Annotated in this window: 13 protein-coding genes and 1 pseudogene; 4 read left to right on the top strand and 10 right to left on the bottom strand. The window is 41.4% G+C overall.

Annotated features, from left to right (window positions below; genetic code table 11):
- Positions 1-116: 116 nt before the first annotated feature.
- The gene (locus NSTCB13_RS28790) at positions 117-485 is read left to right on the top strand and encodes a DUF6464 family protein (RefSeq protein ID WP_322674884.1); all 369 of its coding nucleotides are present in this window, start codon (positions 117-119) and stop codon (positions 483-485) included.
- A 58-nt stretch (positions 486-543) separates the two neighbouring features.
- On the opposite strand, the gene fmt is transcribed toward NSTCB13_RS28790, so the two are convergent.
- Positions 544-1,548: a methionyl-tRNA formyltransferase gene (gene fmt, locus NSTCB13_RS28785; RefSeq protein ID WP_448266140.1), complete on the bottom strand. Its 1,005-nt coding sequence runs from the start codon at positions 1,546-1,548 to the stop codon at positions 544-546.
- 1,108 nt (positions 1,549-2,656) lie between these two features.
- On the opposite strand from fmt, the gene NSTCB13_RS28780 reads away from it, so the two are divergent.
- Positions 2,657-3,991 carry a hypothetical protein gene (locus NSTCB13_RS28780; protein WP_448266139.1) on the top strand — a complete coding sequence of 445 codons (1,335 nt, stop codon included), beginning with the start codon at positions 2,657-2,659 and terminating at the stop codon, positions 3,989-3,991.
- Between the two features lie 385 nt (positions 3,992-4,376).
- On the opposite strand, the gene minE is transcribed toward NSTCB13_RS28780, so the two are convergent.
- From minE to NSTCB13_RS28735, 9 genes and pseudogenes are all read right to left on the bottom strand, one after another.
- Entirely contained in the window at positions 4,377-4,673 is a 297-nt protein-coding gene (gene minE / locus NSTCB13_RS28775; RefSeq protein ID WP_292776638.1) for a cell division topological specificity factor MinE, read from the bottom strand.
- Between the two features lie 36 nt (positions 4,674-4,709).
- Positions 4,710-5,516, bottom strand: coding sequence for a septum site-determining protein MinD (gene minD, locus NSTCB13_RS28770; RefSeq protein ID WP_012410009.1), 807 nt, complete (start codon positions 5,514-5,516; stop codon positions 4,710-4,712).
- A 172-nt stretch (positions 5,517-5,688) separates the two neighbouring features.
- Positions 5,689-6,733, bottom strand: a pseudogene (gene minC, locus NSTCB13_RS28765) (septum site-determining protein MinC).
- A 145-nt stretch (positions 6,734-6,878) separates the two neighbouring features.
- Positions 6,879-8,201: a four-carbon acid sugar kinase family protein gene (locus tag NSTCB13_RS28760; RefSeq protein ID WP_445626978.1), complete on the bottom strand. Its 1,323-nt coding sequence runs from the start codon at positions 8,199-8,201 to the stop codon at positions 6,879-6,881.
- A 160-nt stretch (positions 8,202-8,361) separates the two neighbouring features.
- Positions 8,362-9,024 carry a hypothetical protein gene (locus tag NSTCB13_RS28755; RefSeq protein WP_322711332.1) on the bottom strand — a complete coding sequence of 221 codons (663 nt, stop codon included), beginning with the start codon at positions 9,022-9,024 and terminating at the stop codon, positions 8,362-8,364.
- A gap of 40 nt (positions 9,025-9,064) precedes the next feature.
- Positions 9,065-9,559, bottom strand: coding sequence for a DUF29 domain-containing protein (locus NSTCB13_RS28750; protein ID WP_445626979.1), 495 nt, complete (start codon positions 9,557-9,559; stop codon positions 9,065-9,067).
- A gap of 88 nt (positions 9,560-9,647) precedes the next feature.
- Positions 9,648-10,334 carry a DNA-processing protein DprA gene (locus NSTCB13_RS28745; protein ID WP_448274633.1) on the bottom strand — a complete coding sequence of 229 codons (687 nt, stop codon included), beginning with the start codon at positions 10,332-10,334 and terminating at the stop codon, positions 9,648-9,650.
- Positions 10,282-10,872, bottom strand: coding sequence for a DNA-processing protein DprA (locus NSTCB13_RS28740; RefSeq protein WP_448274632.1), 591 nt, complete (start codon positions 10,870-10,872; stop codon positions 10,282-10,284). Before NSTCB13_RS28740 ends, NSTCB13_RS28745 begins: the two co-directional genes overlap by 53 nt.
- 6 nt (positions 10,873-10,878) lie before the next feature.
- Positions 10,879-12,930 (bottom strand): RecQ family ATP-dependent DNA helicase, encoded by a 2,052-nt coding sequence (locus NSTCB13_RS28735; RefSeq protein ID WP_448274631.1) that lies wholly within the window; start codon positions 12,928-12,930, stop codon positions 10,879-10,881.
- Positions 12,931-13,332: 402 nt separating this feature from the next.
- Here NSTCB13_RS28735 and NSTCB13_RS28730 point away from each other — a divergent pair, with 402 nt between their 5' ends.
- Both NSTCB13_RS28730 and NSTCB13_RS28725 read left to right on the top strand, forming a co-directional pair.
- The gene (locus NSTCB13_RS28730; RefSeq protein ID WP_448274630.1) at positions 13,333-13,812 is read left to right on the top strand and encodes a hemerythrin domain-containing protein; all 480 of its coding nucleotides are present in this window, start codon (positions 13,333-13,335) and stop codon (positions 13,810-13,812) included.
- 104 nt (positions 13,813-13,916) lie between these two features.
- On the top strand, positions 13,917-15,038 hold the full coding sequence (locus tag NSTCB13_RS28725; RefSeq protein ID WP_445626984.1) for a Gfo/Idh/MocA family oxidoreductase: 1,122 nt from the start codon (positions 13,917-13,919) through the stop codon (positions 15,036-15,038).
- Positions 15,039-15,128 lie beyond the last annotated feature (90 nt).

Raw genomic sequence — 15,128 nt, 5'->3', positions numbered from 1 at the left:
ACTGCATGTATATTTCTCGCAAATCTAGTTAATCATCAATTGTAATTTAAATTCGATAAGCTAAAGAAAGCGATCGCGATACTATCCTTATAATGTAAATCAAATCACATAAGCTTATGGAGCCAGACTCTTTACCAACTGAGGTGATTCTGACGCACCCGCGTGAGTCCCTCGGTAGAGTGCAACTTGATTGGACACCCCAACCCGGAAACTATCTTGATTTTGAAGGTAAAACCTACGCGGTTTTAGAGCGCCGTCATAGATACAAACTTCAAGCTGGGCGCTACCGCTTGCATAATATTGCCATTTATGTACAGTCTGCTAAACGACCATCTGAGAAAAGTTTGGTAGCGGGACGTTGGGTAGTCGGCGATGCCACCTGCTGCTACAATGCTCATTCAGAACTTATTCGCTGTGCAGTCAACCCCGATGGCCCTTGCGAATCTTGCCGCTTTTATGAAAAGTCTTCGGAGAGACGCGATTAACCGCGTCTGTACAAAATGAGGAGTTAAAAGTTATTCTCCTTCATCTCTTGCATCCCTGTCAGCTTCCCGTACCAAAAACTTCTCCCACAGTTAAGCGGGTACCATTAACAAAATCCCATCCAGACTGGGGACGTTTACCTGCTAACTGAATCTCTCGCAACAGCAATAAACCTTCCCCAGTCTGGACAATCGCACCAATTCCTTTAGCAATGCTGACTACAACTCCTGGTCGATCTGATGTATTTGACAAATCAGGCAATTTATGTACTAATTCTTGTAATTCTGGTGGGAGATCGCAATCGCTTACAGAACCAAGAGGAGCAGAAGCAGTGATTTTCAGCAGGTTGTTACGAAAGGTAGCGGTGCAGTTAGGGTAAAAGCCTCTGATTTGATTGTGTAATTGGATCGCGCTTTTTGACCAATCTAAAGCATAATCTTGTTTTTGAATCAGAGGCGCGTAAGTAGCTGCTAAATTATCTTGGGGTATTGGTTGAATTTCTTTACGTTCCAACTTCAACAGAGTTTCTACCAACAAATCCCCACCGATTTCTGCTAGTCTGTCGGCTAAATCTTGGGCATTATCCAGTAATCCAATCGGTGTAGTGGCTATTTGGAGCATTGCGCCGGTATCCATCCCCACATCCATCAACATGGTGGTGATCCCTGTTTCCTTCTCTCCGTTATACAAACACCACTGAATCGGCGCTGCACCGCGATATTTGGGTAAAATCGAGCCATGCACATTAATGCAAGCTAATTTCGGCATATTCAAGATTTTTGCCGATAAAATCTGTCCATAAGCGACAACAACAAACACATCTGCATCTAATTGTTTGAGTTTAGTTAAAGTCTCGGTGTCTTTTTTCACCCGTTCGGGTTGCCATACTGGTAAATTGTGAGCAGTGGCGATCGCTTTTACTGGTGTTGGCGTCAGTTGATTTCCGCGTTCCCGGCGTTTATCTGGTTGGGTGACAACAGCCAGCACCTCAAATTCTGAATGATTCAATAATTTTTCCAAGGTGGGTACAGCAAATTGAGGTGTACCAAAAAATACAATTTTCATTAATAATTAATAGTTTTTAGTCGTGAGTCATTAGTTAATCGTAAGTGCGCCCCTGATAACTGACAACATTTAAGTTTCATGTTGAAACAGAATTAACTAAGCTGCATCTAGCAGTTCGCCAAGGAAACTTGGCAAGAGAAAGGGGAAAGGGCAATGGGTAAAGGTGTTTTATCCTTTCCCCTTTAACCTTTAACCTTTAACCTTTACCCAATCCTCACAAGCGCATTTTTGGGTTGGCTGACTACTAGCAGGTTTCTGTATTCGAGACGCAGTTGCAAAATACAGTTGTTAGCTGTAAATAATATTGGCTGTTTGGTGGTACAATATTTTCGTATTCATGAAACCAAAGGCTGCTTGATTAACTTACCGGGTTAAGTTGACAAGCGTAACAGCTAGTATCAGCCGCATTTGCCTCTAGTGAAACTAATCACTTAGTGGTTTTTCTTTGCGAGTCGCTAGAGCATCTACCGAGTGAATTTTGTTGTGTTCCCGTTCGTCTGCCCGAAATTAACTTTAAATGTAGTTACATTTCCGAAAAACTATTGCATCTAACTACTTCTGTAGTTTAGATAGCAATTTATAACTTTGGGTTGCTGATAGCAATATATTCTGAGTATGATGTATTATGCGTCCGGTTTCCCAGGTTTTTAATTAACGCCTCACGTTTACTATCATGAGGGTTTGCGCTGTTATATTTAGTGTGTAACCTAGCTTATTTGCTGTGTACTAGCGATCGCTAGTACGATCCCCGATAGCTGAGTTATCTAACTCTTGTTCGCCAGCCTCATTCCTCAAACTATATCCTAAATATTCCTTAACCAAGACTTATTTTTGGTGTGTTTGGGTATAGGGACATTATATATCGTGTAGTAATTACTGAGTTCTCAGCATATTTACTATACTCGCATATTTTTGCGAAAAAATATTCCGTATCTAGGTAAGAAAAGGTGTAGACAATGATACTTAATTTTTGTAAAGCTCTGCAAACTTTGAAGATATTATTTCGTCATTAGTTTTAGTTTCTTGTTATACATATAACTACCACCTGCTCATTGCTGTTGATGTATTGCTTCTCACATAGCAATTGCCCCCTCTAGAGAGTCTACAAATGCTTAAACCCCTTTTGCTGTCAGGATGGTTCCGCACCCAACCATTTCTCAATTATGTTGTCGTTGCGATCCTAATTGCGCCATTATTAGGAGCATCGGCTCACTCGATCCCAGTAAAATCCGAAGTACATAAACTAACTTCGATAACTGAAGAATCTGACTCTGGATCAAAGGAAATAGCTGTAGTTGGGGAACCTGAGATAGCTGAAACATTAAAAACAGATCAAATCGAATCGATAACAGAAGAATTTGACTCTGTGCCAACACAAAGTACTGCTGTTCAGGAACCGCAAGTATTACCAGCAAATAAAATTGAGTCTCCAACTGAAGTAGATAATTATCTCTCAAGCAGCGATTTAGATGTAAGTGATGTAACTGTTCCCGATTCTTTGGCAGCAGTTGAACTCGCACCATCAACAGATGTTCCTGTTAGTCAACTTAATTTAATACGCAAACTTAAAGCTGCTAATGTCAAGTCTTTAAGAGGACAAGAAAATTATCTCTCTAGAGAAAAGTCTTTGACTGAATCATTGACAGCAACTCAAGTAGCACCAGCGATTAAAGAATCTCAATCAACCACAACGACGGAAATACCTGTTGTGGAACCAGTTGATGAGTCCCAAGCAGAACAAATAGACCCAATAGGTAGTCCTCATCCGATTCCTTGGAAATGGATTACAGCAACTCAAGAAGCTGTTGCTGCTAATGGTGGTTCTGGAGTGCGTCACTATCGCAGCGTACCCGTGATTTCTCCAGATGGTAAATATGCTGTTTATAGCCGGGTGCAACTGGAGGTAAAACCCCAAATGTACAACAGCCGTGTCACCAGCGTGCTGTTTGTCCAAGATATGCACACTAAGAAATTGTGGGTGATGGCTTCAACGACTCCAGTTAGCGATCCTTTATTAAAGGTAAAGGCTGCAAAAGCGGAGTCTTCAGAAGAAACTGATACGAGCGGTAAGATTGGAGTATTAGTTCCAGTTAGCTGGTCAGAAAAAGGCGATCGCTTCTTAGCACGCAAGTTTGATGGTATATTTAACACGGGTGATTCTACAGATAGTGCTGTGATTTGGGATCGGCAAAAAAATCACGCTAACACAGTTGCTCCTCTTAGTGACGAAGAACATGAAAAAGTTGCTGTATTGTTAGGGTGGAGTAAAAGCCAACCAGATCGCGTGTTATTCCGTGCGGGAGAATTGGGCGAGGAAAACTGGCCATTAATACAAGTTGCTAATGATGGTAAGGCTATTACTACAACCGACAGCGATCGGCCGATTACTTTTGGTAAAAAGGTGACAGAAATTTGGGCAGGCCCCCAAGTTGCCTACCGATAGATTATAAAAAACCCTACATACTCCCGTTGTCGTCACTGCTGATAACGGGATTTTTTTATCTGTGTTTTCGGAGAGTGACAGAGGTTGAATATCTTCAATAGACCTCTTGCAAAAGTGCTTTTGCAAGAGGGAGAAAAGGGTAAAGGTTAAAGGGGAAGGGGACAATACAGAGCCTTTTCCCCTTTTCCCGACAAATGCCAAGAAGTCTAATTTTTACTGTTTTGGTGAGATAAATTCATATTTTCAATCAGCAATATAATATCTGCCAAACCATTTATAAAAAGTAGTTTGTAGTGGGGACTTTAGTCCTCAAAGCCAGGAATAAAGTCCTGACTAGGAACCAACAATTTAACTAGATCGTAAATAAAAATACTTAAAATTAAAGCTAGAGAGGCTTATCACCTCTTTCCCATTCAGGTATAGCACCCTTCACCCGGCGGATGGGTAAATTGGCAATTAAAGCTGTGGTTCGTTGGTTGCTTTCTAAGGAGAACTCCAAGCCCTCTGTCTCAATTTCTACATAGCGACAGACAACATCTAGGATTTCTTTGCGCATTTTTTCCAACGTTTGAGGATCTATATCAGCGCGATCGTGAGCAATCACCAATTGCAGGCGACGTTTAACTTGAGTTCGACTGCTATCAGGGCCGCGAAAAAAAAGTTTTTCTAGAAGTTCAATCATTACGAATAGGTCTGGGGCGGAGACTGGAAAGGTAAGTTAAACAATCTTTGTCCACAACAACCTTCGTAGGCGGGCGAAGATGCTGTCTTGGGACGAGTCGATCTCCAGAAATTCGACACTTTCCCCTTCTAATCTACGAGCAATGTTCTCAAAGGCTGTGGCAGCTAAAGAGGGATTTTCTGCTAACACTAAGGGTTCGCCGCGATTGGTAGATACAATAACACGCTCGTCGTCAGGGATTACCCCGATGAGGGGAATGGCGAGAAGTTCCTGAACATCTTGCACTGACATCATATCATTTGCCTGCACCATTGCGGGTCTGATACGGTTAATTATTAAATGAACACGCTTGATACCTTGTGCTTCTAGTAACCCTACTACCCGATCGGCATCACGAACTGAGGAAATTTCTGGTGTGCTGACAACTAGCGCTTCTTTGGCCGGGCCGATCGCATTTTTAAACCCATTTTCAATACCGGCAGGGCTATCAATAATCACGTACTGATATTTTTGCGCTAGTGCATTCACCAATAACTTCATCTGTTCGGGTGTGACTGCATCTTTAGAGCGATTTTGGGCTGCCGGCAAAAGTACGAGATTCGGTTGGCGCTTATCTTTCACCAAGGCTTGTTCTAATCGGCACTCTCTGGCTAAAACTTCTACCGCAGTATAAACGATGCGGTTTTCTAGCCCTAAGAGCAAATCCAAATTTCTCAAACCAAAATCCGCATCAACCAAAGCAACTTGACGCCCCATTTTGGCTAAAGCCATACCCAAATTTGCTGAAACTGTGGTTTTACCCACTCCTCCTTTACCGGAGGTAATCACAATAATGCGAGTCATGATAGAAATGCGGTCAATGAGGGTTCAGGAAATATAAAACAGTAAATTGCAGTATAAAGTATGAAGTATCGTATCAAGTATGAAGAAATATCTGTTCTCCCTGATGAGGGCGAGGCATAAATATTTGTTTTATTTCATCTTTACTTATATACTTCATTCTTTAAGTAAATATTTATGGTTCTTGATTGCTCTTGGTGAATTGGTTTCTGGAAAAATCAGTCGCCCTAGCGATCCGAATTCCTTGGGGCGTAATATGTGCCACCTCTGGATAAAACTGCACTGGCGGTTTTTCTGGTGCTCTAGCGACAGCATCTGCGATCCGCAGTTGGGTTGGTTCCATTTGCAAGGCCATAATCAGACACTCACTATTGCCTCCAGCCCCAGCATGAGCGATTCCACGCAGACGACCCCAGATAATAATATCTCCATCTGCAATTACAATACCACCTGGATTTACATCTCCCAAGATAATTACTGTCCCAGGATGACGAATTTCTACTCCAGAGCGGACTGTGATTTCTAAATAAAGGGCATCTTCTTGGGGGATCGCTGTAGTTGTTGGCTCAGAACTCAGGGAAGTTACGGGCTGTAATTGTTCTACTGAATACCCAGATGTCACAGCAGCGATCGCAGTTTGCCGCCGACTTGTCGAGACAGATATCAGTCGGAGTTGGACTTCACTCAAAGCCTCGGCGAGTTCTTGGAGTTGTCTGGTATCTACCAAACGGTCTTGTGCCATTAAATGCACAGGTGTATTAGATACCCGGAAGCGATCGCCTGCACTCAGACGTTGTCTGATTTGCTGCCAAATATCAGACCAAGTAAGTTCTGAAGCAGATACTTGAGATTCTGAGGGCAAAATTAATAACAATCGTCCCTCCTTACTTTTTAACTGGACTTGAGTATTATCATTTACGCGATGCGCTGGTAATGCTAACTCATTGGGATTTAAATCAGTCAGGATAAAATCCGATCCGGCATCAGTATTAGTTGACTTTACATCTGGGGTCAGCAGGATTTGACTCTACATCTCCAAGAACAGTATTTGATTTTAAATAAAGCAGGACAGATTTTAACTCAGCATCAGGGAGGATAGAATCTGACTCTACATCAGAAACAGTAGAATTTACCTCTATCTCAGAAAGGATAGAGTTTGATTCTGCATTAGGAAGTGCAGAATTTGACTTTAGATTGGGAATCGCAGAATCAGAAGTCATGGAGTACTAGCCAAAAGACAAAGGATACACAGATTTTGGATTTTAAATTTGGGATTTTGGATTTGTATTACCGACAAGGAGTGATGCGTAGCAAAATGTTAGTCTGGCATGAACCAAAATATTATTTAATCTCAAGTCTCAAATCTCAAATTGGCAAGGTCAACCTTTGATAAACTGTCCCCAAGGCATCAGCATCGCCGACATTACCTGGAAACAGCACCACAGGCAAATCAGGAAACTGGGGATGATCGGATGACGTTAACACCATTGAACAACCAGCTAAAATTTGACCGAGTAAACGGGCTGAAGTTAAAGCTAGTCCAGTACTCAAGACATCGTTTGAAGTAATGCCACCCTTGCTGATTAAGAATCCTATATCAGATGGTAAACCGCGCACAATATCCATCAATAAACTTGAAACTTTTTCCCCAAACTCCAATCTTGTCTTGGCATCTTGAAAATTTAGTTCCTGACGGCTAGTATAAACCACTGGTGTTTTGCCAGCTTCGTGTGCCGTCCGTGTACTTTCTTGGATTTCAGTTAGTAATGTCGCAGATTGATTTGCATCATCAAGTAATCGCTCTACATTTACTTCGATGCCGACAGTTCCTTCTAGTTGCAACAGCGCCTCTAATTGCTGGGTAGTCTTTTTCACATGGGAACCAACAATCACCGCACCTGGTTTGCCTTGGCGCACGTACTGAGCCATGTTTTCGGCAGCAATGGGTTGGGGAGGTAAAGCAGCTAAAGCCGTTAAAATGCTTGCTGCACTGCGAAATAGAAAGCGTTTGCCTTGACTTGCGGCTGCTAATATATCCACTGCAAAGCGGTTGAGATCGGCTTGAGTTTCACCATCGACGACAGCGCACTGATTACCATGAAGTTGTAACAATCGTTCCAAACTGCCAGCGCGAATATCGGCCAAGAGAAACCTTTCTACAGCTTCGGCATTAATTCGTCCTTGAGTCTTTTCTTCGACGTACTTGGGTAAGTAACTGTGATGGTAGCTGAAGACGGAATCACGGGCAAATTCGGTTTCATGGACTGGGGTGGGTACACCGCCAATCATCAAGTAATGCACGCTGTCACGGGTGATGCGTCCCCCCTCAAAAAATGCTGGTACGAGAAAATGAGCATCAAAGGGGCCGAGTTCTTGGGCGATCGCATCTGTTTCAATGGGATAATGTCCCCGCAAAGTAGAATCAGAACGGCTGACAACTAGAAAATCTTCAATTCCTTCAGCCTTCAAAGCGATTTTCAGGTTATGGCAAACTTCTTTGGTGACAGATGCAGCTGACTCTGGCGTTAGCGCTCTAGTATTAGTCAGCACAAAGAAAATCGGCGAATCATCCTGTAACCCACTGCGTAGAGTGTCTACATCCCAGTGCATTAGCAGCAGGCAGCTGTGGACTGTTTGAGAACCTGTAGGGTCATCATCCAGGACAATTATTTTGGGTTTGTTGCTCATTTAAGTCAACGGGGCGATTGTTTTCTGAAAAAATATTGGGTGACTAGAAGTCACTACTACATGAGTAAAGTCCACCTCCCGTGAACTAATCCAAAATCAAGGGTTTTCTAACCTGTGGAGGCAGGTAAATTCTCGTGTAACCACTTTTACAAACATTCTCTTAGCCTTTTTGCAATTTTCTGATTTCTGCTTGCACATCGATCGCAATTTGCAATGATTGATTTAGCAGTTGAGCATATTCGCCTGCTTGACTACTAACTTGTAAAGCTCGCAGACTGGCTAAATTATTCACAAATAACTCTTGGTTATTAGCAAGCAATTTTTTATTATCTCGCAAAATTCGTTCCGTTTTCAGAGCGCGAACTAAATCTTCTCTAATTAGTTGCAAGGCAGCAGTGACTTTATCTCGGTCATGGATACTGCTTTCTACGTTTCCTGATGCTGCTAATTGGTCATTAATATCTATAGCAGCAACCAGGTCATGATATTTATCAACTTCATCTAAAAGTATTGTCAGTCCTTCGGGACAGGTTAATTGTCGCCATAGCCATCGCCCCACTAATATCGGCATTGGCACTAAAATTAGTAAAAGAATTCCTAGTCGAACTGAAGAACCAATAGTTGGTAGAATAATAAACGCGTAAACAAAGCCTACAATTATTGGCGTTAGCGCCAGCGTCACCAGCATTTCACTGATAAAAAACCCTAATCGCTTTTTGCCATCTCGCAAAACCGAGGGTCGAAAAACGTCTTCTGGATCGAACCCAGTCAAACGTCTCAGTTCCCCCTTACTAATTTCTAAGCCTATTAAGTCCGGCTGCACGTCTGCATACTCCTATGGAAACCCAAGTTGCGTATTCATTTTAATCGGGTTTACCGTGATGATTGTGGTTATATTCAGGAAACCAGTTTTCATCTAAGATTTGTTCTAAAGAGCCAATGGGTATAGAGGGGAATATGTCAATGGTAAGTTGAGAGCGATCGCTTGCTTCTTTCCTTGCATCTTGATAACATTGATCAAATATTTCTAAAATGTAAGGTTTTAAGCTAGGACTATCTTTGAGTTCATCCTTAATATCTCTACGGAATGTCCTGATTTCACCTTTCCAATGCCCTTCATTTCGCTCCCGTTCCATATCCCAGTATGTAAGCTTAAGTAGATGTTCAAAAAGTCGAATTAACAAACTTTTCACCGTTCGCTTGTGGTTCCTCCCCATATCTTCCAACTCTTCAATTAAGTTATCTAAATCTACAGATGAAAACTGACCAGCGCGAAGTTGGTTGATGGTTGTCCTCAGCCAAAGGTAATAATCTTGGTCGTATAAAGTCTGAGTTGTTGGTTCTATTTGTATCACCATACACTTGTTAAACTCCTATTATTCCTATTAGACACTGGTGTTTTATACACCAATTATGCTTAAGATTTTGAATTCCCTGATGACACCATCATAATAAAGAAAGTTGAGTCACTGGTTTATTGACTATATAAGCCACTGGTCTATTAATTTTTCTCACCTTACCTTCATTTACAGCCCTGTTTAACCAATCCTGCATTTGAGATAATCTGATATCCAAAGATTCCGCCAGAGATTTTGCATCTTTCGGTTGCTGTAAATGATTAAGAATAAATGGTAAAACAGCTTGATAAATATCTTGTGGATGAATATCCAAGACAGTCTTTTGAGTTGTTGTTTCTACCTCAACCTGTACTGATTCAACCAAAGAAGCCGCTTTTGCCAAAAGTTCTCTCAATGAATTATTCCAGGGTTCAGCCGGAAAAGCTTTTGCGCCTTGATTGTGGAGTTGCTGATTACCTTCTGACACAGACCCATCCAACCGGGCAAAAACTGGGATATCTTGAAGTTTGGAAAGCGCTTCTACTGCACCCGCCCAAGTACCGCCTTTACCAAAAGAAGAACTGACTACAAGAGCATAATCTGCTAAAGCATAAATATATTTGTTTCGCCCCATCGCATTACCAGTATTAAAACCAGCTTCAGGGTCATAACTAGAAACTAAAGTAAGCCTACCCTCTTGAATACTAGAGCGATATTTGCTGTTCACTGCCGATTTCGTCAAACTATCCGCTAAGACACCAACAGATGTTCCTCCTGCGTCCAACACGGCTAGCATTGCTGCTTGGGTCTACCCCACGCGCCCCACCAGAAATCACTTGCATTTCTTGTACAGCGCTGTTTTGTGCAACTCTTCGCGTGTAACCAAGTATTTCGTCATCGACATCACGAGAACCGAGAATTGCTAATCCTCCTAGAGATAGCAGTTCGATATTGCCAACACCATAGAGAATTGCTGGTGCTGAATGTCTCAGCTTTTGCTTGAGACGTTTAGGATAGTTTGCGTCACTTCTTCCCAACACCCACAATCCCTGATTAGTCCACTTCTCAACAGCTAAACTTAGCATCATACCCCGTTCTAATAAAGCTGAAAGCCTTTCAGGGTTAAGCTTATTAACAGTAATTTTTTCTAACTGTTCTTTGCCTGTAGATTCTAGTAAATCTGCCGGACGCATCTGGTTTTCCCGCAACCACTCTGTTAGAGAATTATATTCACTCAGGGTTAGGGGTTGTGGCTCAATTTGGCGATTTTGCCCAAAGCTGGTACACAACAGCAAAATTGCTTGAGTATCTGGTTGCAGGACATGATTTAACATGATTTTCTAATCCCCTTGACCGAATGAATTGAGTGCTAATGCCACAGGAAAAACTACCCCACTGTTAGCACGACGCAAAAGTGCTGCAATTACAGTAAAAGTCCAACGGGAATCAACTATATCATCAACCAAGAAAACAGAACCACTCATTCCTTGCCAAGAGTCAACAGCAAAAGCTCCGTCCAAATTATGAGCTTGTTGGTAACTGTTGCTCATCTTTTTCTGCAATTCAGTTTGATGAACTTTCTGCACAATTGGCATAAAAGGTAAGCTTAATTTATCTGCCAGTTTTTGAGCAAAGCTTGGTACGAGTTCTGGACGATTCAATGAGGGAACACAAGTTATCCAAGTCGGAAAGGGTTGTGGTTGCCAACGTTGAATCATGTCAAAAATACCCTGAACTAGTGCATCATCAAAATGATTATCTTGATATTTACCTTGCTTGACTAATTCTCCCCAACCTGCATCGCCCCATAAAGATAATGCCCTTCCTTCTTCTGCTTGAAAATTATTTTTAATATTGCCTGAAAAGCCATAATTAGGCAATGCTTGTGGTGGCCATTTTTTACGTGGTTCAATGATTTGGTCGCTGCGACTTAAATATTGAATTGCTTTATTTACAAGCTCAATTGAGAAAGCTTCTGGTAATAACGGTCTATTCAAACACACAGCACATTTACCGCAAGCTATGGGATGAGGATCGTCTAATTCTGTTGCGAGAAAACTCATCAAGCATTCTTGACTTTGCATATATTGTAACATTCTAGCTTGTTCTTGGCGACGAATGTGTGTAAGCTTTTCAATCTTTTCAGTGTCAGGTTGAAAAGAGACTGGGGTCAGATACCAGTTGGAATTTTGCTTAGTTACAGGTGCAGTAAATTCCAATGAAAGCAGTTTTAAAACTTTCTCAATTTGTCCTCGTGATAGATTCAGTTGCTGCTCCAATTGGGGAATAGAAAAACCATCTAAAGCTGCATTAAGTGCATTTAAAATTTGTTGCGTATGCACCTCTGGAGGAAAAGCTGTATTGATGAAATAGTTAGTGATATCATCATCCTCATCACCACTGAGAAGAATTCCATAAGCTTTTTCTACCGCTCTCCCTGCTCGTCCTACCTGCTGATAATAATGGACAACTGAGCCAGGACGCTGGTAATGAATGACAAACCCTAAATCTGGTTTGTCAAAACCCATTCCTAATGCTGGTGTTGCTACTAATACTTTAATTTCATTGTTCAAAAGTTCATCTTCTAATACTATACGAACTTTATCGTCTAAATTACTATGATATGCCTTAGCATGAATATTTTGAGTTTTTAACCAATTGGCAACTCTTTCAGCATCTCTCACAGTTAAGGTATAAATAATCCCACTTCCTGGTAAATTAGGAAGCTGTTGAGCTAACCATGCGATTCGTGCTGCTGGGCTGGGGATAGAAATATTTTGCAGATGTAAACTTTGTCTGGTTAAATTTCCTCTGGAAACACGCAGATTTGATCCTAATTGAGCAACTAAATCGTTTACAACTCGATTGTTAGCTGTAGCCGTTGTTGCTAAGACTGGGATATTTTGGGGAAGTGCCTGTAAAATTCTCACAATCCGGCGATAATCAGGGCGAAAATCATGTCCCCAATCGGAAATACAATGAGCTTCGTCAACAACAAATAAACCTATGCGTTGAGATACTGGTAAAAGAATTTTTTCCCGAAATTCTTCGTTAGCTAGTCTTTCGGGAGAAATTAGCAGAATATCTACTTCTCCTGCTAGCAACTGTGTTCCTACTAATTGCCATTCATCTGTATTGCTGGAGTTAATTGTTTTGGCTTTTACACCAATGCGTTGGGCTGCTGCAATTTGGTTTCGCATCAAAGCCAGTAGTGGCGAAATCAAAAGAGTAGAACCAGCGCCTCGATCGCGTAGTAGGCGAGTTGCTAAAAAATAAACTAGACTTTTACCCCAACCGGTACGTTGAACAACTAGTAGACGCGATCGCTGCTGGAGTAATTCTTCAATCGCTTCCCATTGTCCCAGGGCGAAAATTGGCTGTGGAATTATCAAGCGCTTGACGCAGAAGCAATAATCCCTGTTTTTGGAGGTCGGTTGTCATATATACTAAGTAGCTTTTGTCATTTCTGTTGTAACATCAAAGACAAACAAAACTTAGTTGTGTTTAAGACTTACACCGCTTCTTTGTAAGGCTGTACCAAATGTGTGGGAATCTTCAACAGGTGTTCGAGGTTTGGGTTGTAGCTTTGACCTGCTAACGCTACATACTCAGCATCCATCATGCTGAGGTTATGAATTTCAGTTAAGGTGCAATACCGAAAATATTCCTTAAGTCTAAATTAAAGCTTACTCAAAGAATGAGGTTTTCATTTCCCAAGTCATTGAGAATATACGAGTTCCCATTCATTAACCTCCAAATATCAGTCTGATAAATCGATTATTACTGAGGCAAAAATGGCTAAAACTAAAGCTAAATCAACAGACATTCTTTCATTAATTGAAGCAGAGCATCGGCAAATTGAGAAACTTTTTGCAGAAGCAGAAAAAGCTAAAGGTGCAAAGTTGGTTGAGCAATTCAATCAAATCTATATAGAAGCGATCTTACATGCCAGAACTGAAGAATTAGTCTTCTACCCAGCTTTGCGAGAATATGAAGAAACTGAAGAATATGTTGAAGAAGCTGAAGAAGAACATGAAGAAATTTCAGTTATTTTAGAAGAAATTAAGGCGCTTAAGCCTAATAACCCTGAATTTAAAGAAAAAATGAGTGAATTGAAGGAAACACTTGAGCATCATGTAAAAGAAGAAGAAAGCGAGATTTTTAATGCTGTGCGCGAATGTATGAGCGAGCAAGAGCTAACTGAATTAGGACAAGAGTTTGAAGAAACTAAAGCTAAGTTGGTGTCAAATGTAGAAGCTGCATTAGCAATGTAGTAATGCGCTTTGTTCTAGATGTTTGCATAAATATGTTAGCCATAATTTACACGTAATTAGGGCATTAAAATTACCAAAATATTCCTTCATTAAAGAGTAGAAAAATGACTGCTACAAATGCTAAGAACAAAATTCGTTACGCCGTTGTTGGTTTAGGTTGGTTTGCCCAAGAAGCTGCCTTACCTTCGTTTGCCAACACCGAAAACTCAGAATTAGTGGCACTAGTTTCAGATGACCCCACTAAAAACGAAGAACTGAGCAAAAAGTATGGTATTGAGCATACTTACTCCTACGAAGAGTATGAGGACTGTTTGGCAAGCGGCGAGGTTGATGCAGTTTATATTGCGCTACCTAATCACTTGCATTGTGACTACACTGTGCGGGCTGCTAATCAGGCAATTCATGTGTTATGTGAAAAGCCAATGGCAGTTACAGAAAAAGAGTGTGAAACAATGATTCAAGCTGCTAATGATAACAATGTGAAGCTGATGATTGCCTATCGCTTACATTTAGAAGCAGCCAATTTACAAGCAGTTGAAATTTTGCGCTCAAAGCAAATTGGTGAACCACGGATTTTCAATTCGGTTTTTACTCAGCAAGTAGAAGAGGGCAATATTCGTTTACGAGATGTTACCGGTGGTGGCACGCTCTACGATATTGGCATCTACTGCATTAATGCTGCACGTTATCTATTTCAAGATGAACCAATTGAAGTATTTGCCGTAGCTGCCAATAACGGAGAACAACGCTTCAGCGAAGTGGAAGAAATGGCTAGCGTCATCTTGCGTTTTCCGAATGAGCGATTGGCAACATTTACCTGTAGTTTTGGAGGGGCAAGTGTTTCAACTTATCAGATTGTAGGTACTCAAGGCGATTTACGAGTAGACCCCGCATATCCTTGGCAGGGAGAAATCAAGCATTACCTGACAATTAATGGTGAAACTCAAGAGCGTACCTTTGAAGATCGCGATCAACTAGCGGCTGAATTTACCTACTTCTCTGATTGTATTCTCGAAGATAAAGACCCAGAACCATCTGGGACGGAAGGGTTGATTGATGTTTCGATTATTCAAGCACTTTACGAGTCAATTGAGACAGGTAAACCTGTACAGATCCAAACTCGCAATCGCCATCAACGTCCCACATCGGCTCAAACTATTGAGCGTCCTCCTAATGACGAGAAGCCAGACTTAATTCATGCTGCTGCACCTTCTAGCGAGTCGTAAGGTTGGTTTCCGAATGGGAATGCATTTATGTAGGCTGCTGCCTGCAATTATAAATTGAGTCAGCAGCCTCTAATCAAACCACTAGTTATG

Source organism: Nostoc sp. DSM 114160 (assembly GCF_053470305.1).
This window is presented reverse-complemented; position numbering and strand designations above follow the sequence as displayed.

What these genes read in the sequence shown, in the direction of transcription:
- NSTCB13_RS28740 (WP_448274632.1), bottom strand. Translation starts at nt 10,872, where the DNA reads ATGTTAAATCATGTCCTGCAACCAGATACTCAAGCAATTTTGCTGTTG.
- NSTCB13_RS28745 (WP_448274633.1), bottom strand. Translation starts at nt 10,334, where the DNA reads ATGCTAGCCGTGTTGGACGCAGGAGGAACATCTGTTGGTGTCTTAGCG.
- NSTCB13_RS28780 (WP_448266139.1), top strand. Translation starts at nt 2,657, where the DNA reads ATGCTTAAACCCCTTTTGCTGTCAGGATGGTTCCGCACCCAACCATTT.
- NSTCB13_RS28760 (WP_445626978.1), bottom strand. Translation starts at nt 8,201, where the DNA reads ATGAGCAACAAACCCAAAATAATTGTCCTGGATGATGACCCTACAGGT.
- fmt (WP_448266140.1), bottom strand. Translation starts at nt 1,548, where the DNA reads ATGAAAATTGTATTTTTTGGTACACCTCAATTTGCTGTACCCACCTTG.
- minE (WP_292776638.1), bottom strand. Translation starts at nt 4,673, where the DNA reads ATGATTGAACTTCTAGAAAAACTTTTTTTTCGCGGCCCTGATAGCAGT.
- NSTCB13_RS28730 (WP_448274630.1), top strand. Translation starts at nt 13,333, where the DNA reads ATGGCTAAAACTAAAGCTAAATCAACAGACATTCTTTCATTAATTGAA.
- NSTCB13_RS28750 (WP_445626979.1), bottom strand. Translation starts at nt 9,559, where the DNA reads ATGGTGATACAAATAGAACCAACAACTCAGACTTTATACGACCAAGAT.
- minD (WP_012410009.1), bottom strand. Translation starts at nt 5,516, where the DNA reads ATGACTCGCATTATTGTGATTACCTCCGGTAAAGGAGGAGTGGGTAAA.
- NSTCB13_RS28790 (WP_322674884.1), top strand. Translation starts at nt 117, where the DNA reads ATGGAGCCAGACTCTTTACCAACTGAGGTGATTCTGACGCACCCGCGT.
- NSTCB13_RS28725 (WP_445626984.1), top strand. Translation starts at nt 13,917, where the DNA reads ATGACTGCTACAAATGCTAAGAACAAAATTCGTTACGCCGTTGTTGGT.